We start from the raw sequence: 17,699 nt of genomic DNA, 5'->3' as shown, positions 1-17,699 counted from the left end.
CGGGGGAAACCTTAATCGCTTGCCAATTTCATCGGGGAATTCCTGAGGGGTATTGATACGGAGAAACAGAGGCGGGGGAACGCCAGCGGGAGCGTCTTCTCATTGCCTGTCGCTGAAAGCCATGTTGCGCCAAATCCGGTATCGTTACGTACCAACGCGTTGGCACGGCTTGTCGAGGCAAAGTCGCAAACGCCCTTGCACGAAAACCCATGTTTCACATCAAGGATTCCCATGAAATCACTCTTCCATCTCGCCTATCACGTCCACGATCTGGATATCGCCCGCGACTTCTACTGCAAGTTGCTCGGTTGCGAAGAAGGGCGCAGTACGGATACCTGGGTCGATATCGATTTCTTCGGACACCAGCTGTCACTGCATCTGGGCAAGCCGTTTGAAGTGACGAACACCGGCAAGGTCGGTTCGCACATGGTGCCGATGCCGCATCTGGGCGTCATCCTGCAGATGGATGACTGGCGCAAGCTTGCCGACGCGCTGTCGGCAAGCGAAAAAGTGCAATTCGTCATTCCGCCCAGCATCCGCTTTGCGGGCGAAGCGGGCGAGCAGGCAACCATGTTCTTCAGCGACCCATCGGGCAACCCGATTGAGGTGAAGGGGTTTGCCGATCTGGCTCAGGTCTACGACAAATAAATCCGCGTTGCGGTCATTGCATCATTGGGCGTGACTGAGCGTGACTGAGCGTGACTGAGCGTGACTGAGCGTGACTGAGCGTGAGCGCGGTTGACCGGCGTTTCAGATCGCAGCCTGATCGGCCAACTGGCTGAGCCGGGAAACAAACAGCTTCAACATCGGCGAGGCGTTCGCCTTGCTGTAGCCCACGCATAGCTCGACGGTCGGCGGCGTGCCGGCCAGCGGGCGGCTGACCACCGACCATGGCATCAGGTTTTCCACATATGAGGGAATCAGCGTGACGCCGCGCGTCGATGCCACCAGCGACATCACCATGGCCGGATTGTCGACGCTCTGTGCCGCCAAAATAGTGACCCCCTCGCGCTGCAGATAGTCGTCAATGGCCGCGCGCAGCACCTTGGCTTTGTTCGCCATCGCGATGAATTTTTCTCCGATCAGATCTTGCGCCCGAATGCTCGCGCGCGCAGCGAGGTGGTGGTCGCTCGGCATGAGCACCACCAGCGGCTCGCGGCTGACCGCGTGATACGCAAGATCAAAGCCCGGCTCTGCGCGCAGGAAGGCGAGATCAAGCTTGCCGCGCGCCAGGGCCTCCGCCAGATCCGGCGAATAATCGCTGGAGACCGTGACGTCCACGTTAGGCAATTCCTCGCGCAAGATGCTCATCGCCCTGGGCAGCCAGTTCATCTCTTGCCCGGTCAAAAATCCCAGTGCAAATCTTTGCTTGGCCGGTTGCGCTGCGCGCCGCGCCGCTTCGATGGCCGCATCGACCTGCGTCAGCGCCAGCCGGGCGTGATCGAGAAAGGCCTTGCCCGCCGTCGTGAGTTCCACACCGCGCGCACTGCGGCTGAACAGCTCGGCGCCGACTTGCTCTTCCAGATCGCGGATCTGCCGGCTCAGGGACGGCTGCGACGTATGCAGGCGCTGCTCGGCTGCGACGGTCAGGCTGCCGGTTTCGGCCACGGCGATGAAGTAACGAAGATGGCGCAGTTCCATTTTTATGTTCCTGTTTTTTCTCATGCCATGCTTTTGAGGCATGCCTACCAGCTTATAAAGTCTTTTTTCATTCTGCCATAAGTTCTTATATTCCTTCCTGTGGCGCCGCATTTCGGGATTGACCCAGATGCCTGCCGATGTCATGGGATCGTCGTCCCATGTTTAAAAAACATACCTTAAAGGAATTTCATCATGGCTCATCCTGTTGTCCTCATCACCGGTGCGCTCACCGGTATCGGCCGCGCAACCGCGCTGGCGTTTGCAAAACATGGCGCTCATCTGGTTGTCTCCGGCCGCCGCGAAGCGGAAGGCAAGGCGCTCGAAGCGGAGCTGCGCCAGTTCGGCGGCGAAGCACTGTTCATCCGCGCCGACGTGCGTCTCGACGACGAAGTGCGTGCTCTGGTCGACAAGGCCGTAGCGCGTTTCGGGCAGATCGATGTCGCCGTCAACAACGCCGGCACCGAAGGCCAGCCCGGCCCGATCGTGGACCAGACCGCCGATAGCTACGCCGCCACGTTCGACACCAATGTGCTGGGCACGCTGCTGAGCATGAAGCACGAGCTGCGCGTCATGACTGCACAAAAGAGCGGCAGCGTCATCAACATTTCATCCACCTATGGACACGAAGGCGCCGCCTACGCGTCGGTATACGCCGGCAGCAAGCATGCAGTCGAAGGCATGACCAAGTCGGCGGCGCTGGAAGTCGCCGCCAGCGGCGTGCGCGTCAATGCGGTCGCCCCCGGACCGACCGACACCGGCATGCTGGACCGCTTTACCGGAACGCCTGAGAACAAGGCCGCGCTGGCTGGCCGCGTCCCGCTCGGTCGCGTCGGCAAGCCTGCGGACATCGCTGCTGCCGTGTTGTATCTGGCGTCGGCAGGCGCGGCATTCGTGACCGGTCAGATCGTCACGGTGGACGGCGGCAAGACCGCCGGCTGATCTACTCAACAACAATTTCACCGTTCAGGAGTTCGCATCATGAACACACTCGCAGGAAAGACCGCGCTCGTCACCGGCGCCTCACGCGGTATCGGGCGCGCCAGCGCACTGGCGTTGGCAAAAGCCGGCGCTCAGGTGCTGGTGCACTACAGCAGCGGCGAGCAGGAAGCCTCAGGCGTGGTTGACGAAATCCGCCGCACAGGCGGTAAGGCGGAAAAGGTCGCCGCCGACCTGAGCCAGCCCGACGGTCCGCATCAACTGGCCCAGCGCGTGCGCGCCATCATCGGCGGACGGCTGGACGTGCTGGTGGCCAACGCCGGCGTCGCCAACGCGGCATCGATCCAGGACACCACGGTCGAAGATTTCGACAAGTTGTTCGCGGTCAATGTGCGCGCACCGTTTTTCCTGGTGCAGCAATTGCTGCCGGCATTGTGCACGGGCAGCAGCATCATTCTGTTGTCATCGCTGGCGGCGCATGCATCGGTCGGCACCTTGTCTGCCTATGCCGCCACCAAGGGTGCGATCGACACGCTGGTCAGGCATTTCGCCGCCGAGCTGGGCGAACGCGGCATCCGCGTCAATGCCGTCGCGCCGGGTGTGGTGCCGACCGACATGTCCAATTTCGCCAAGACCGAAGCAGGGCGCGACTTCACGCTCGGCATGCAGGCGCTCAAGCGCGTGGCGCAGCCGGACGACATCGGCGCCGCCATCGCCTTCCTGGCATCGGACCAGGCGCGCTGGATCACCGGCGATACCTTGCGCGTCGATGGCGGCTCCAAGCTGTAAGCCACGCACACCCGTGTAACAAAGCACGCTACCAATAATTCATCATTCAGGAGTTTCATCATGACCAGCAACACTCTCAAGCTGTATCAATCGTCCGGCTCGCCCAATTCGCGCCGGGTGCGCATGTTCCTCGCCGAGAAGGACATGCAAGTCACCGTCGTCCCCGTCGATCTGGGTGTGAAGGAGCAATTCTCGGACGCCTATCGCGCTATCAATCCACGCCTGCAAGTCCCTGCACTGGTGCTGGAAGACGGCGCCACCATCGCCGAAGTACCGGCAATCTGGCGCTATCTGGAATCAATTCACCCGGCCAATCCTTTGCTGGGTACCAGCGCGAAGGAGCAGGGCGTGATCGCCATGTGGGAACGCCGCGTCGAACTGGACGGCTTCGCCGCGGTGATGGAAGCGGTGCGCAATACCGTACCGGGTCTGAAAGGCCGAGCCTTGTCCGGCCCGCATCTCTACGAGCAGATTCCGGCGCTGGCCGAACGCAGCCTGCTGCGCATCAAGAACTTCTATGCCGACATGAACACGCGGCTTGAAGCGTCGCCATTCATTGCGGGTGAAGCGTTCTCGGCGGCGGATATTACGGCGCTGGCGACGGTTGACTTTGCCACCGGCGGGGCGAAGTTGCCGATTCCGGAAAACCACGCGGCGCTCCAGCGCTGGTATGACATCGTCGCGGCACGTCCGAGCGCCAGGGCATAGGCAGCGACGTGGTGGAAAAATCAGAAACGGCCTTCGTCGAAGGCCGTTTTTTATTGCGTCATTGCGCTTAAGTAAATCAGGCGGTGTCGCGATAAGCACGGCTGGAGATGGCGACCGGATTGCCGTCCGGGTCCTTGGCGTTGGCGAATGCATAGCCGTTGGCTTGATGCGTGCTGCCAAAAACCAGGCCGCGCTGTGCGCTCTGCTGCTTGAAGCTGTCGACGTCACGCACGCTGAACATGAGTTTCACGCCGACCTGGCCGAGCTTCACGGTCTTGGCGGCCTGATGGATCAGGATACTTGCGCCGGCGTCGGGGGAGTGCAATTCGATAAGTCCTTCCAGCATTTCGCCGGTGGTCTCGAAGTCAAAAAACTTGCTGTAGAACGCGGCCGTGACGGAGGGATTTTTCGCGTAGATAAGGATGGTGTTGAGTATGGCCGACATGGCGCTCCTGACGAGGTAGTTGAAATCTACCGGATCGCCACTCTAACAAGGAAAGCTATTTTTTTCAGCGGTAATTTCGGTCGGGCCGGCGCCACAAAAAAGCCGCCATCGGCAAGATGGCGGCCTTAATGTATCTCAGGATGATGGCGTCAGCGCATCGGCATATCAGAGCGGCTTCGATCCTGGATTGGACTTTTGATCGTTGCCGCCGGCCTGTTGGTTCTGACCGCGATTTTGCTGATCCTGCTGCTTTTGTGCGGCGCCGCCGGCGTTGCGTTGCTCTTCCGCTTGTGCGTGCTGGCGTCCGCCGCCCTGGGTAATGCTGGAATCCTTGAACGCGCCGCCTTGCTGCTGGCCGGAGCCGGAATTCTTCTGATCCTGCTGGTTGCGTGTGCCTTGATCAGATCCGCCTTGTTGCTGATTCTTGCCTTGCGATCCCTGATCTTGCTGTGCCGGCTTTTGCTGGCCTGCCTGATTGGATTGACCAGCTTGCGCTTGCTGCTGCTGGTTGTCGCGTTGTTGCTTGTTGTCTTGATTTGACATTGTGATTCTCCTCGAAGTACGGTCATGGATGTTGCTCATGATTGTCTGCGTACGGCGTTGCCGCGTTGCCGACAAACTCGCTCGCGGATTGGACCGAAGGCTCCGTGGCGATTGCTTATCCTGCGCGCAACACGCTCCCGCGCCTATCGGCGGATGTCGATAATGCGTGTGAGGAAACGCGCCACAATATGTAGGGCTGGATATACCGCACGGCTGCCGTGCGATCAGGAAAAGGCCGAGAGGTAACGCTGCGGCGTGGTCCCCATGGACTTCCTGAACATGGTGATGAATGCCGACTGCGAAGCGTAGCCGAGGGCTTCGGCGACGGCAGGCAGCGGTTCTTTCAGGATCAGGCGATAGACGGCTTCGCTGATGCGCATCTGCTGACGCCATTGGCCGAAGCTGAGTCCGGTTTCGTCGCGGAAATGCCGGGCCAGCGTGCGCGTGCTCAGGCCGAACTGTTCGCCCCAGACTTCCAGCGTATTGTTGTTGCCGGGTTCGTGCATCAGCTTTTCACAGATCTGCCGCAGGCGGGCGTCGGCCGGCAGCGGCAGCAGGCCGCCTTGCACCACAACTGCAGTGGAGAGGGTCTTCAGCAGCAGCGGTACGATCAGCGCGGCGCTGCTGTCGGGCGCATATTCCAGCGGATCGGCCAGCATTCCGAGGATCAGTTCATGCAGCAATCCGGACACCTCGATCATGCTGCATTGCCTGCCGAGCCAGGAAACGGTTTCCGGTTCGAAGTAGACGCTGCGCAAGGTGACCGAACCGACCGCATGCAATTCATGGTCGACGCCCGGCACCAGCCACATGGCGCGCGACGGCGGCAGCAGCCAGCTGCCCGCCGGCGTCAGCACGCGCACCACGCCGCCGGTGGCATAGATCAGCTGCGCCTGTTCGTGGCTGTGCCAGATTTCCCGGTCGCCGTCCTTATAATCGTATGCTCGCACGACGACCGGCCGTGGCATGCGCCGGTAACCGGAACCGTAGGTGCTGCGCCAGATGTTTTCCATGTTGGCTGCTTTAATAAAAATAAAGAAAAAATTGTCTTAATTAGCCAAATTATGGCCGATTTACGAAATTTTTTGGCAATACAAAAAATAGACGTACCGCATAGAATCTTGCTGTCGAGACAGGCAGACATAGCCAGCCGCCAAAATTCCTCATCGACCGATGCGCAGATTTCTGCCGCAGCCTCCTTTCGTACAGATCCTCATTTGCCGCACATGGCAGCTTCTGCCGTTGCCGGACGATTGTGTATCGTGTTGTCCGGAGCAAGCCAGGCATGAGCATTCCCGCATCGTCGTCAAAACAACATCAATACTGATAGGGAACAGGTATGTCCAGGCAGAACCCGGTTTTTGGCTTTTCCAAGATTCATCTCGCGGCGCTCGCATTGTGCTTCGGCGCACCCATCGCCGGCCACACGCAAACGACGGAGTCCGGCAGCGGCGCGACCTTGCCTGCGGTGACCGTGTCAGCCGACCGCGTCAACGATTCTCCGACTGGCCCGGGCAACGGCTATGTCGCCAAGCGCAGCCTGGCCGGCACCAAGACCGATACGCCTATCGTCGAAACGCCGCAGTCGATCTCCGTCGTCACGCGCGAACAGATGGATGCGCAAGCGGCGCAGACACTGGACGCCGTACTGCGTTACACGCCGGGCGTGTATTCTCAGGACAACGATCTGCGCTTCGACCAGTTGTCGGCGCGCGGCTTCGATCTGGACTCCTACCTTGACGGACTCAAGCTGGTCAAAACCGCGACCTGGTTCGTGACGCCGCGCATCGATCCTTATTTCCTCGACCGCGTCGAAGTGCTGCACGGTCCGGCATCGGTTTTGTACGGCCAGGCGACGCCGGCCGGCGTGGTCAACATGGTCAGCAAGCGCCCGACCGAAGAAACCTTCCACCGCATCGATTTTCAGGTCGGCAACAATGACCGCTATCAGGTCGGTTTCGACATGGGCGGTCCGCTCGATCCGGACGGCAAGGTGCTGTATCGCGTGACCGGCCTGGGCCGTTACTCCGGTACGCAAACCGACAACGTGCGCGAAGAGCGCTTTGCCATCGCGCCGTCGTTTACCTTCAAGCCGAGCCGCGACACCACCTTCACCGTGCTGGCGAGTTTGCAGCATGATCTTGCGGGCGGTCTCTTCAATCCGGTGCCGCCGTCGGGCACCATCCTTCGCAACGCCAACGGACAACTGTCGCCAAGCCGCTATTTCGGCGATCCCGACCGCGATCATTTCGAGCGCACGCAGGGCACGCTGGGATACCTCTTCGAAACCCGTCTCAACGAAGCTGTTGCCTTGCGTCAGAATGTGCGTTACCTGCACGACGATATCGACTACTACCAGACTTCGATCACCGGGCCGCTGGCCGGCAACGGCCGCACTGCGCCGATCTGGTCCAACATCAACCGCGAGCATCTGACCAACTTCGCCGTCGACAACCAGGCGGAAGTCAAATTCACAACCGGCGCGCTGACGCATACTGCACTGGCCGGCATCGACTATCAACGCACCCTGAGCGGCGTCAATCGCGGCGGTGCGGTGACCGGCAGCATCGATATCTACAATCCGAATTTCAGTGCGCTGGCGACAGTGCCGATCACCACCATCGAGAACTATTCCCTGACCCAGGTCGGCGCCTATCTGCAAGACCAGGTCAAGCTCGGCAACTGGTCGCTGTCATTGGGCGGACGCAAGGACTGGACTACCAGCGACGATGCGCAACGCGCCGCCACCGGCACCACCGTCACAACCACGCGCCAAAGCGACAGCGCGTTCACCTGGCGCGGCGGCCTGAGCTATCTGTTCGACTCCGGCTTTGCGCCCTATGTCAGCTACGCCAAATCCTTCCAGCCGACCATCGGCAGCAATCCCGGCGCATCGCCTTTCGTACCGACGACCGGCAAGCAATACGAAGCAGGCGTGAAGTTCCAGCCGAAGAATACCGACGCCTTGTTCACGCTGGCGGTCTACGATCTGCGCCAGCAAAACGTTCTGACGCCGGATCCCGTGTCGCCGACGCTGGCGGTGCAAACCGGTGAAGTCCGTTCGCGCGGCATCGAGTTTGAAGCGCATGCCAACGTCACCGAAAATCTCAAGGTGGTCGGCTCGCTGACCAAGATGATCCAGGACGTCACCAAGTCCAATACCGCCACCGCCGGCAAGCGTCCCGTCGCCCAGCCGGGCCAGATGGCGTCGGCATGGGTCGACTACACGATCCGTGGCGGCAGCTTCGACAAGCTGGGCTTCGCCGGCGGCGCGCGCTATGTCGGCCGCAGTTACGGCACTGCCGACAACACGATGGAAGTCGCTTCGCGCACCTTGTTCGATGCCGCGATTCACTACGACTACGACCTGCATTGGAAGTTTGCGCTCAACGCCGCCAACCTCTTCAACAAGGAATACGTCGCCTATTGCAGCAACGCCTTCTTCTGCTACTGGGGCGCGACGCGCACCGTGCTGGCGACGGCGCGCTATCAATGGTGACAATGGTGATGACGGTATGAGCGTGACGCTATCGTGTTCTCCGCCTGGGCCCTATTCGGGAGAGGCATGATGGCGTTTTCCATGACGGTCTGGTACCGCCTGCACAAATGGAGCAGTCTGGCCTGCACGGTATTCTTGCTGATACTGTGCCTGACCGGGTTGCCGCTGATCTTCGGCGACGAGATCGATGCGCTCTTCGATCCCGAGGTGGCGATTTCGGCGGTCGCCGACAACACCCCCGACACCAGTCTCGACCGCATCGTCGCCGCCGCGCACGCGCGCTATCCGGGCCAGTACCTGCGTTTCATGGTGTGGGACAAGGAAGAGCCGAGACGGCTGTCGCTCAACATGGCGACTGCCGCCGATGCGCCGGCAGCAGCAGGGCATGTTCTGATCTTCGACACGCGTACGGCCGCATTGCTGAGCGAGACGCCCGCTTTGCACGGCTTCATGCATGTCATGCTGCAGCTCCATCAAAACCTGTTCATCGGCTTGCCCGGCGATTTGCTGTTGAGTGTGGTGGGTTTGCTATTCCTGATTGCAATCGTCTCGGGCGTGGCGCTGTACGCGCCGTACATGCGCAAGCTCGATTTCGGCGCGGTGCGTTTTGAGCGCACCAGTCGTTTGCGCTGGCTCGATCTGCATAACCTGATCGGTATCGCTGCGCTGGTCTGGTTGTTAGCCGTTGGCGCGACCGGCTTCATCAACACCTTGTCCAAGCCATTATTCGGCTTGTGGAGCATGCAAGAGATGCCGCGTCTGCTGGCCCTGGCGGCGAAAGAGTCCGCTGCCGCCGGTGCCGCTCAGGCTCCCGTCAGCGTCGACGTCATGGTCGCCGCAGCGCGTCGCGCCTTGCCGGACAAGCGCATCAGCAGCGTGGTGTTTCCGAATGCGCATTTTGGCAGCGCACAGCATTACACCCTCTGGACACTCGGCAACACGCCGCTGACCTCGCGCATGTTCACGCCGGTGCTGCTTGATGCGGTCACCGGCAACGTAGTGTCGGCAGCCAGTCTGCCGTGGTACCTGAAGGCGCTGGAATTATCCCGGCCCTTGCATTTCGGCGACTACGGCGGTTTGCCGCTAAAGATCATCTGGGCGCTGCTCGATGTGCTCGCCATCGTGGTGCTGGGCAGCGGCATCTATCTGTGGCTGGCGAGAATGCGGGCGAACAAGGCTGAGTGACGCTCGCGTTCCTTCCTTCTTGTTCAGAAGAATCTTGACAGAAAGAAAAGGGAAAATTGCGGGAGGGGAACTACGCGGTTTGTGGGCAGCGGCATCCGACTGCCCACAGCATCTGCGATACCCGGCGTTGCGCCAGGCTGCGCAATTTACTTGCCGGCTTCTTGCTCGGCCATTTCCAGGCCCAGCTCTTCGAGCATGCTGTTGACCAGCTTGTCAAAGAAGATACGGTAAGTCGATTCCATGTTCTTGATACGACGCAATTTGCGCATGACATTCCTTTAGTTGATTGAGAGAATTTTTCCACAGCATGACTGCTGAACGTGCGGCAGTATATCTCAATCGGGCGCAAGGCCTTGTTTGGAGCGGTGTGCGAAACGCCGCGCAGTCCCTCTCAGTCCCAAGTTCCGATCTCTTCCAGTAGTATTTTCTTGCCGTGCATGATCAGCAGTCCGCCATCTTCCTGCACCCGGTAATACGTCGCACCATTCTTGAATTCATAGCCAAGGAAGCGGCAAGGCGTCACACCGTCTGCGCATAGCGTGTGCATCGTCTTGCCGCGCAGTCTGATGTTTTTCCCGGTCTTCTTGCTGGTGCCGACATAGGACACGTCGTCGCAGCCTACCGAACCCTCTTCGCAATTTTCGCGGATGTTGATGACGAACGAGGGCGTCGTCAGTGTGTTCGCGTGCGCTTGAATAAGAGCCGGAAGGAGCAGAAGAGGGGCGAGGTATCGTTTCATGTCGCGGGATTTGACGTATAGGAAGAACTTTGCTTTCGGGCGATCCCAGGCAGTCGATTCATCGTCCTGAAAGCCAGAATCGAATCGTTGAAATTACGGCTCAAGGAATAATCCAATAATGCCGTCTCAAGTTCCACCAGAACTTCATGGAAAGAAAATGCAAGTACAGGAATTAACATTGATCGTATTTTAAGTTCATGCGAGATCCTGTTTGGGGGCATCCAAAAATTCCTTGATTACCAATGACAGACACGCAGTACCTCAACCGCCTGCTCGCGCCGCTATCCGATAAGTGTTTGGCGACATTCCCGCGACGCGCTTGAAAGCATTACTGAACGCGCTCTCCGACGTATAGCCCAGCGACTGTGCGATGGTTGCAATCGGCGAGTTTTCTTCGCGCAAAGCGCGTTGCGCGAGGCGCATGCGCCATTCGGTCAGATAGGTAAGCGGCGCTACGCCGGCGGCGGTCTTGAAGCGTGACGCAAAGGTTGTGCGCGACATGGCGCAGGCTTCGGCAAGTTCTTCCAGATGCCATGTACGGCCGGGGTCGCCATGCATCAGGCGCAAGGCAGGTGCCAGCCGGGGTTCGCCCAAAGCGCGCAGCCAGCCGGTGGGTGCCGGTCCGGTATTATTCAGATGGGCGCGCAGGATCTGGATGAACAGCAGCTGCGCGAGTTGGGCCGATGCTAGTTGGCTGCCCGGCAGGGTGGTTGCGCGCTCCTCCATCAACTGACCCAGCAGCCATCGGAAACTGGCCGCCTGCGGCGTCGTGGCGGGAACGTGTATCCACGGCGGCAAGACGTCCCGCAGCAATTTGCCGCTGGTCGGGTCGAGCAAGACATGTCCGCCGATATGCTCGAAGTCTTGCCCGTCTCCCACCATGGCCATCGCCTTGCCCGATCCCGAGAACAATGCCATCGCGTCGACCGCCGGCACGCCGGGTGCACTGGATAGCGTAAAGGACCGCGGCGCCGTCAGTAGTCCGACATCGCCGGTGTCGAAGCGCACGGGCTCTTGTTCACCGTCGAGTTCGATCCAACAGCTTCCTTTTACTACGGCGAAGAACTTGATTTTTTCCGGTGCCGGAAAGCGGATCGCCCACGTGCCGCCAGCCGTGAAGCCGCCGGTTGCGATCGATTCGGCACGCGTGAATTTGAGGATGTCGGAGAACGGGTCGATGTGCATTTCCGCACTATCGCGCAAGTAATGGGGATTTACAAGTATTCATAATACGGCCTCAACGCCTTATCTTCTCCTTACTTTGGCGCTGGCCACTCCGGCCGGCGGGTAATTCGGGAAATGTTATGAGCGATACATTGGTACTGGTGACGGGCGGGACAGGATTCATTGCGCAGCATTGCATGACTGCACTGCTGCAGGCGGGCTATCGGGTGCGCACTACGGTGCGCGATCTGCAGCGGGAAGGGGAAGTCCGCCGCTATCTCAAGGTCGGCGGCGTTGATGCCGGCGATCGTTTATCCTTCGTTGCAGCCGATCTTGGCGCAGATCAGGGATGGCGTAAAGCTGTGGCCGGATGCAGCTACGTCATGCACGGTGCTTCGCCTACGCCGTCCGGCGACCAGGTGCTGGAAGAAGATTGGATCAGGCCCGCGGTCGACGGTAATTTGCGTATACTGCGCGCGGCGCGCGATGCCGGCGTCAAGCGCGTGGTGCTGACTTCCGCCTTCGGCGCCATCGGCGTCGGTCATCCGCCGATGAAGCGTCCGTTTAATGAAACGGATTGGAGCGATCTCAGCAACGCATCGGTTGCGCCGTATCAGAAGTCCAAGACCCTCTCCGAACGCGCGGCCTGGGAATTCATCGCCGCCGAGGGGCGCGGTATGGAGTTGACGGCGATCAATCCGGTGGCGGTCCTCGGCCCGGTGCTGGGGGAAGATTTCTCGCACTCGATCCGCCTGATCAAGTTCATGCTGGACGGCCAGCCGGCATGCCTGAAGATCAATTCTGGCTTCGTTGACGTGCGTGACGTCGCCGATCTGCACTTGCGGGCGATGACTAATCCTGCCGCTGCCGGCGAGCGTTTTCTGGCGATCGCCGGGGAGAGCATGTGGATGATCGAGCTCGCCAGTGTCCTGCGAAACCGCTTGGGCGAAGCGGCCGGCAAGGTGCCGACGCGCGTGATGCCCAACTGGATGGCGCGCCTGGCCGCCAACCAGAATCCGACGATGCGCGCCGCCGTGCCGCTACTGGGGATCAACATGAACGCCACCGGCGAAAAGGCCCGACGCCTGCTGGGATGGTCGCCCCGCTCGCGTGAGGAAGCTATCGTGGCAACAGCGGAAAGTCTCATCCGGTTGGGGTTGGTGCAAGGCTGAGGACCGCGGGGTGGAGCTATCCGTTCCTGCCTGGTTGCGGATATCCATCGGCCCCAGGACAGATTTTTCATTCCTAAGCCAATTGATATGGCGCCGTGATTTCAGGAGCGTCAGGAGGTGTGCTGTAGATTTCGTAACCGCTCTTCCCGTTGCGTTTAACCCGATACATTGCCTTATCGGCACATTGAATCAATTCGGAGAGATTGTTGCCGTGCTGCGGATAAAGGCTGACGCCAATGCTCGCTCCCAGCGAGTAGCTTTCGCCGTTGACTTCGATGTGCTGCGTCAGTTGATGGAGCAGTTTTCTGGCGACGTCATGCGATTGCCCTTCGTTCTCAAGCTGGGTGCCGATGACGACAAATTCATCGCCTCCGACCCGCGCGCAGATGTCCGTGCTGCGCGTGTTGGTCTTTAGCCGCGCGGCCACTGCTTTCAACACCTCATCGCCGACGGCATGGCCAGCGGTATCGTTAATCGGCTTGAAGTTGTCGAGATCGATATAGAAAACCGCAACAACATGATGAGGACGTGTTGCAAGCAGCAAGGCATGATCAAACAGCGTGTTCATGTAGCGCTGATTATTCAGTCCGGTCAGCGGATCGAGGAAGGCAAGATCCAGCGCCTTGGCCTCAGCATCGAGCAGTCGTTTCTGAAACAGAGACAATACTGCCACCATCAAAGACATGTACTGGACCAGCACCAGCATTGTTCCAAGCATGAAGGCATTCTTGAACCAGCTCGGAAAAAAATAAATCAGGATCGGGGAGCTGATCCAGTGCATCGCGAGGACGAGGCATGCTGCTGACGTCGTCCAAAGCGGCCATCTGGAAATATTCAGACGGTGTTGAAAAGCGATCCGTGCAGCGTAGAGCATGATGCCCGCATTGACTGCGGAATATCCCATCATGCGAACAAGCGGCTGGAAGTCGGCTACCCAGGCGATCAGCACCCACGACTCCGCAAGAAACGCTGCGCTCCAGAGCCATCGCATTTTGATGTCCAGATTCAGGAAACGCGCCAGGCCTGTCAGGAAAAGAGGTTTCTCCAGTACATTGCAGATCGCATAAATGGACACGGCGAGTTTCACATCGCCCAGAGGAAGCAGCAGGAAAATACACAGACGCGCCGCAAGCGCGCAGGTCATCGAAATTGCCCACCAGCCCGAGCCCGGATTGGTCCGGGGAATCTGATTCATCCAAAGAAAAAGAAGGATAAATACAAAGTAAATGGCAGAGCCGAAGGTATGAATAATTTCATATGACATTCCCGTGTCCTCCTGCTTATTTTTTTGTGATTTTTATGTATCCGACCGGGCTGCAAAAGAGCGTCGCAATTTCTATGCAATAGCTCTGAAAGCGGCGCTCGTTATCGGCTTACGGGCAGTATATGAAGCATCGGCAACGTTGTATACGATTTGCGAATTCAGCCGGCGCGATTTTCAAACCAAGTTGTAAATCCACACCGCACGCCAATCGATTTTTAAATGATTTTCTCCGGCTGCTTGCAGACGTCCGGTTACAAGCTGTTTCGAACTTTGCAATTGCGGACATAAACCGGCGCGATATCATGCGCATAATGAGCATGCGCATAATGAGCATGCGCATAATGAACACGCGCACAATGAGCAGCAAGGCCGTCTGAAGACGGCCGCATATTGCCACGTTTATCGTTGTGCATTAACACATTACACAGGCCGGGAGCCAAGCATCATGAGTCCTCAAGAAACGCAGGCACTTCAAGATTTTCTCAATCAACTGATACAGGTGCGCGGCATCGGCAAAGATGCCGAGGCTGACGCGATGATCGCCGCTGCCGTCGCCCGGCAGCCGGACGCGGCCTACCTGCTGGTACAGCGAGCGCTGTTGATGGATCAGGCGCTGACGTCTTCCAAGGCGCAGATTGCATCGCTGCAAAGTCAGGTACAGGCTTTGCAATCAGGCGCGGCCCCGGCACGCGGCTTTCTCGACGGCAATGCCTGGGGCAATTCGCCCTCCGCGTCAGTGCGTTCCGATCCGGCGCCTGCTTATGCGCCCGCCTATGCATCGGTGCCTGCCCCGGCACAGACAGCTCCGCAATATCAGGCGGCTCCGGCGGCGTCGCCAGGATTTTTTGGCGGCGGCATGGGCAGCATGCTGGGTACCGTCGCGGCCACCGCCGCCGGCGTGGCTGGTGGCGCCTTCTTATTCCAGGGAATCGAACATCTGATGAATAGCGGCAACGGTAGCGGCTCGGGGCTCACGCATCAGAATGGATTGAGCGCGCCTGTGGAAAACGTCGAAAACACCACCGTCAATAATTACTATGGCGGCGACGCCGATAAAGGGCGTGTTCAGGACCGCGCCGACAGCGGCAGTGACATGGCATCGAACAATGATCTGGCTGACCTGAGCAATATTGATCTTGACGATAGCAGTGACAGTAGCAGTTACGACGATTCCATGGCGTAATTGCACCGCATGGCCGGCGCGGTCGCCGCTATTTCTTGATGAGGACGATGATCCCGCCTGCGCCGGCATTGTCTTTGTTGACGCCCTTCAGGACATTGTTGCTGATCTTGCTGAGTGTGTAGTTATCTGCGTTGTAGCGGCCAGTCCCCGATATGAAAACCGGGTTGCTGCCATTAATGGTGATTGTCTCCCCTTGTACCGTAACCAGAGCCTCTTCCTGAATCTGCTTGGTTTCGCCATTGGAGGAAAACGACAGCACAATGACGCCATGGAAAACGCCATTGCCGGAGGTGTTGTTCACGCGCAGGGTGCCGTTTGCCGAGTAGCCGCGCGCAGTCGTGTAGTCCATCGTCCATTCACCGAGCATGGTGAAGACATTGCTGTCTTGCTTCACTGACTTCGCATTCGCCTGTTTATCGCTCGCCTTGATTGTGTCGCAGCCCCACGCGCGTACGATGCAGCTAGATCCGCCCTGGCCGCGGCACTCAGACAAGGCGCGTTGTTGCACGACGGCGCTGCTAGCTGCTCCCTGCCACCATCCGTAGACGGTGGAGCCGGGCGTCTGGTCGGCAGCATACGCAGCGCATTGGTTTTCAAAGCGCTTCACGATGCTGCAATCCTGACCGCATTCTCTCTTCGCGCGTTCATCCGCGACTCCGTACGACGGATGGTTGAACGAGAATCCGTATTCCTTGCCCTGCAGCGTATCAATGGCCAGCGAGCCGGCCGCCAATGCGGCGCTGCCGGTAATCGCTGCGATCATGCCTACTGCAATTTTCATCAGTTCGCCCCGCATACATTTCCCCTTTTTGTTGTGCCTTGGTAAAAAGCGTTTTTGAGTTATTTGCCTTGCCGCAACTTCTCGCGATTATCTTTCGTCTGCGGAATCTGCATCGGTCAATCTATAGGAACTGGCGTGCCCACACAAATATTTCCGTCAGCGAAAAGGAGTTGGCATGCCGTGCGGCAATTCAGGGAATCAGCCCCGCCACGCGATAGCTGTCGAGGACTTCGTCGTAGACGGCAACGTCGTTCTGTCCGCGCGCCAGCAATTGCGCGCCCCCTATCGCAGCAAAGATGCCGAGCGCGCGATGCCGCAGCGCCTTTTTCTGTTTCGGATCGGTTTGCTCCAGCGACAGCAGGGTGGTGATCCAGTCGATGTTCACTTCGTTGAAGCGGTCCACTTCCGCGCTCACTTCAGGCGGCAGATCTTCGTGCTCGGCAGACATGATGCCGCACAGACACATGCGGTTATCGTCCACCAGCGCTGCGCGGAAGATGTCGGTGTATTTCTTCAGGCATGAACGCTGGTCCTTGTAGCCCGACATCAATTCACTCAGATACGCGATGCCGTCATCGGTATAACGGCGCGCGATCGCCGCGCCCAGGTCGCCCTTGGTCGGAAAATGGTAGTGGACGCTGGCGCTCTTGATGCCGACTTCCGCCGCCAGGTCTCGGAAGCTCAGCGCGCTGTAGCCATGCGCCTGCACGGTCTTGCGCGCGACGCTCATGATCTTCTCTTTGGTATCAATTGCACTCATGGAATAAATCTCTCTATCGATAGATAGTTGTTGACAGGAGCATTGTACTTCTTTAATGTCTATCTATCGATAGATAGATATGTGTAAGTCAATAAATACGTCGATCAACCGAATCAACCAATTCCATTAATCCATAAACAGGAGTTTCAACAATGAAGATTTATGACCGTCCCGGTTTTCCCAATCCTGCCCGCATCCGTATCGTTCTTGCACAGAAGGGCCTGGATTCACAGGTCACCTTCGAATCCGTGGACCTGATCGGCGCCGAGCACAAGCAGGCCGCCTATCTGGCGAAGAACCCGTCCGGCGTGCTGCCGTTGCTGGAACTGGATGACGGCACCCTGATCTCCGAAAGCACCGCCATCACCGAATACCTCGACAACCTCGACGGCAATCCGGTCCTCACCGGCCGCACGCCCAAAGAGAAAGCCATCATTCACATGATGCAGCGACGCGCCGAAAGCGGTCTGATCGATGCGGTCGGCATTTATTTTCATCACGCCACACCGGGTCTGGGCAACGATCTGCAAAAGTACAAGAGTCCGGAATGGGCGCATCGCAAAGAATGGGGCGAGCGTGAGCGCGAGAAGGCGTTGCAAGGCATGGCGTACTTCGATCAGATCCTGCGCACCAGCAGCTTCGTCGCCGGCGAGCAATTCTCGATGCCCGACATCACGGTCTTCGCCGGTCTGGCGTTTGCCGATGCAGCAGGCATTCCTATTGCCGAAGAACTCACCGCCTTACACGCATGGCGTGCCAGGGTGGCGGAGTTGCCGGCCGTCAAAAATCGCAGCGGACAAATGTTCGTGGCGGAAGATCTGCGCCGCCTGGGATTCTGACGACGTTGGCATACGGAAATCAGGAAACGCCCGATAGCCCGGCAACGGCGT

At 58.9% G+C, this 17,699-nt stretch carries 19 protein-coding genes; 9 read left to right on the top strand and 10 right to left on the bottom strand.

Translation table 11 applies throughout. The annotated features are described in order from the left end of the window. The first annotated feature begins 231 nt into the window (after positions 1 to 231). Positions 232 to 648 carry a VOC family protein gene (locus AC1RN6_RS19805; protein WP_493007138.1) on the top strand — a complete coding sequence of 139 codons (417 nt, stop codon included), beginning with the start codon at positions 232 to 234 and terminating at the stop codon, positions 646 to 648. Between the two features lie 102 nt (positions 649 to 750). Here AC1RN6_RS19805 and AC1RN6_RS19800 read toward each other — a convergent pair whose 3' ends face one another. Then, the gene (locus AC1RN6_RS19800) at positions 751 to 1,641 is read right to left on the bottom strand and encodes a LysR family transcriptional regulator (RefSeq protein ID WP_493007137.1); all 891 of its coding nucleotides are present in this window, start codon (positions 1,639 to 1,641) and stop codon (positions 751 to 753) included. A gap of 192 nt (positions 1,642 to 1,833) precedes the next feature. On the opposite strand from AC1RN6_RS19800, the gene AC1RN6_RS19795 reads away from it, so the two are divergent. Genes AC1RN6_RS19795 through AC1RN6_RS19785 form a run of 3 tightly spaced genes read left to right on the top strand, consistent with a single transcriptional unit; the run spans position 1,834 to position 4,074 of the window. Then, positions 1,834 to 2,580, top strand: coding sequence for an SDR family NAD(P)-dependent oxidoreductase (locus tag AC1RN6_RS19795; protein WP_493007136.1), 747 nt, complete (start codon positions 1,834 to 1,836; stop codon positions 2,578 to 2,580). Between the two features lie 39 nt (positions 2,581 to 2,619). Continuing rightward, complete coding sequence (locus AC1RN6_RS19790; RefSeq protein WP_493007135.1) at positions 2,620 to 3,366, top strand: SDR family NAD(P)-dependent oxidoreductase; 747 nt, start codon at positions 2,620 to 2,622, stop codon at positions 3,364 to 3,366. 60 nt (positions 3,367 to 3,426) lie between these two features. Beyond that, the gene (locus AC1RN6_RS19785; protein WP_493007134.1) at positions 3,427 to 4,074 is read left to right on the top strand and encodes a glutathione S-transferase family protein; all 648 of its coding nucleotides are present in this window, start codon (positions 3,427 to 3,429) and stop codon (positions 4,072 to 4,074) included. A 76-nt stretch (positions 4,075 to 4,150) separates the two neighbouring features. Here the strand turns inward: AC1RN6_RS19785 and AC1RN6_RS19780 are convergent, their stop codons facing one another. From AC1RN6_RS19780 to AC1RN6_RS19770, 3 genes are all read right to left on the bottom strand, one after another. Further along, positions 4,151 to 4,519, bottom strand: a complete 369-nt coding sequence (locus AC1RN6_RS19780; protein ID WP_493007133.1) for a VOC family protein — start codon at positions 4,517 to 4,519, stop codon at positions 4,151 to 4,153. Between the two features lie 165 nt (positions 4,520 to 4,684). Then, positions 4,685 to 5,062 carry a hypothetical protein gene (locus AC1RN6_RS19775; RefSeq protein ID WP_493007132.1) on the bottom strand — a complete coding sequence of 126 codons (378 nt, stop codon included), beginning with the start codon at positions 5,060 to 5,062 and terminating at the stop codon, positions 4,685 to 4,687. A 224-nt stretch (positions 5,063 to 5,286) separates the two neighbouring features. Next, positions 5,287 to 6,075: an AraC family transcriptional regulator gene (locus AC1RN6_RS19770; protein WP_493007131.1), complete on the bottom strand. Its 789-nt coding sequence runs from the start codon at positions 6,073 to 6,075 to the stop codon at positions 5,287 to 5,289. A gap of 326 nt (positions 6,076 to 6,401) precedes the next feature. On the opposite strand from AC1RN6_RS19770, the gene AC1RN6_RS19765 reads away from it, so the two are divergent. Together AC1RN6_RS19765 and AC1RN6_RS19760 are read left to right on the top strand one after the other, a co-directional pair. Beyond that, positions 6,402 to 8,561, top strand: a complete 2,160-nt coding sequence (locus AC1RN6_RS19765) for a TonB-dependent siderophore receptor (RefSeq protein ID WP_493007130.1) — start codon at positions 6,402 to 6,404, stop codon at positions 8,559 to 8,561. Between the two features lie 66 nt (positions 8,562 to 8,627). Further along, on the top strand, positions 8,628 to 9,746 hold the full coding sequence (locus AC1RN6_RS19760) for a PepSY-associated TM helix domain-containing protein (RefSeq protein WP_493007129.1): 1,119 nt from the start codon (positions 8,628 to 8,630) through the stop codon (positions 9,744 to 9,746). 146 nt (positions 9,747 to 9,892) lie between these two features. Here the strand turns inward: AC1RN6_RS19760 and AC1RN6_RS19755 are convergent, their stop codons facing one another. The 3 genes from AC1RN6_RS19755 to AC1RN6_RS19745 all read right to left on the bottom strand — a co-directional run bounded on the left by AC1RN6_RS19755 (position 9,893) and on the right by AC1RN6_RS19745 (position 11,670). Next, a complete protein-coding gene (locus tag AC1RN6_RS19755) occupies positions 9,893 to 10,015 on the bottom strand; it encodes a hypothetical protein (protein ID WP_276203021.1) in 123 nt (40 codons plus the stop codon). A gap of 122 nt (positions 10,016 to 10,137) precedes the next feature. Then, positions 10,138 to 10,485, bottom strand: coding sequence for a hypothetical protein (locus tag AC1RN6_RS19750; protein ID WP_493007128.1), 348 nt, complete (start codon positions 10,483 to 10,485; stop codon positions 10,138 to 10,140). A gap of 261 nt (positions 10,486 to 10,746) precedes the next feature. Continuing rightward, complete coding sequence (locus AC1RN6_RS19745) at positions 10,747 to 11,670, bottom strand: AraC family transcriptional regulator (protein WP_493007127.1); 924 nt, start codon at positions 11,668 to 11,670, stop codon at positions 10,747 to 10,749. A 119-nt stretch (positions 11,671 to 11,789) separates the two neighbouring features. Here AC1RN6_RS19745 and AC1RN6_RS19740 point away from each other — a divergent pair, with 119 nt between their 5' ends. Continuing rightward, positions 11,790 to 12,821 carry an SDR family oxidoreductase gene (locus tag AC1RN6_RS19740; protein ID WP_493007125.1) on the top strand — a complete coding sequence of 344 codons (1,032 nt, stop codon included), beginning with the start codon at positions 11,790 to 11,792 and terminating at the stop codon, positions 12,819 to 12,821. 73 nt (positions 12,822 to 12,894) lie between these two features. Here AC1RN6_RS19740 and AC1RN6_RS19735 read toward each other — a convergent pair whose 3' ends face one another. Further along, positions 12,895 to 14,085 carry a diguanylate cyclase domain-containing protein gene (locus AC1RN6_RS19735; RefSeq protein WP_493007124.1) on the bottom strand — a complete coding sequence of 397 codons (1,191 nt, stop codon included), beginning with the start codon at positions 14,083 to 14,085 and terminating at the stop codon, positions 12,895 to 12,897. A gap of 445 nt (positions 14,086 to 14,530) precedes the next feature. Between AC1RN6_RS19735 and AC1RN6_RS19730 the strand changes: the two genes are divergently transcribed. Next, positions 14,531 to 15,268, top strand: a complete 738-nt coding sequence (locus AC1RN6_RS19730; RefSeq protein ID WP_493007123.1) for a DUF2076 family protein — start codon at positions 14,531 to 14,533, stop codon at positions 15,266 to 15,268. 28 nt (positions 15,269 to 15,296) lie between these two features. Here AC1RN6_RS19730 and AC1RN6_RS19725 read toward each other — a convergent pair whose 3' ends face one another. Both AC1RN6_RS19725 and AC1RN6_RS19720 read right to left on the bottom strand, forming a co-directional pair. After that, entirely contained in the window at positions 15,297 to 16,064 is a 768-nt protein-coding gene (locus tag AC1RN6_RS19725) for a DUF4189 domain-containing protein (RefSeq protein WP_493007122.1), read from the bottom strand. 175 nt (positions 16,065 to 16,239) lie between these two features. Beyond that, on the bottom strand, positions 16,240 to 16,809 hold the full coding sequence (locus AC1RN6_RS19720) for a TetR/AcrR family transcriptional regulator (RefSeq protein WP_493007121.1): 570 nt from the start codon (positions 16,807 to 16,809) through the stop codon (positions 16,240 to 16,242). Between the two features lie 152 nt (positions 16,810 to 16,961). Here AC1RN6_RS19720 and AC1RN6_RS19715 point away from each other — a divergent pair, with 152 nt between their 5' ends. Then, positions 16,962 to 17,648 carry a glutathione S-transferase family protein gene (locus AC1RN6_RS19715; protein WP_493007120.1) on the top strand — a complete coding sequence of 229 codons (687 nt, stop codon included), beginning with the start codon at positions 16,962 to 16,964 and terminating at the stop codon, positions 17,646 to 17,648. Positions 17,649 to 17,699 lie beyond the last annotated feature (51 nt).

It is taken from the genome of Herbaspirillum sp. GW822-FHT03A08 (genome assembly GCF_058801885.1).
This window is presented reverse-complemented; position numbering and strand designations above follow the sequence as displayed.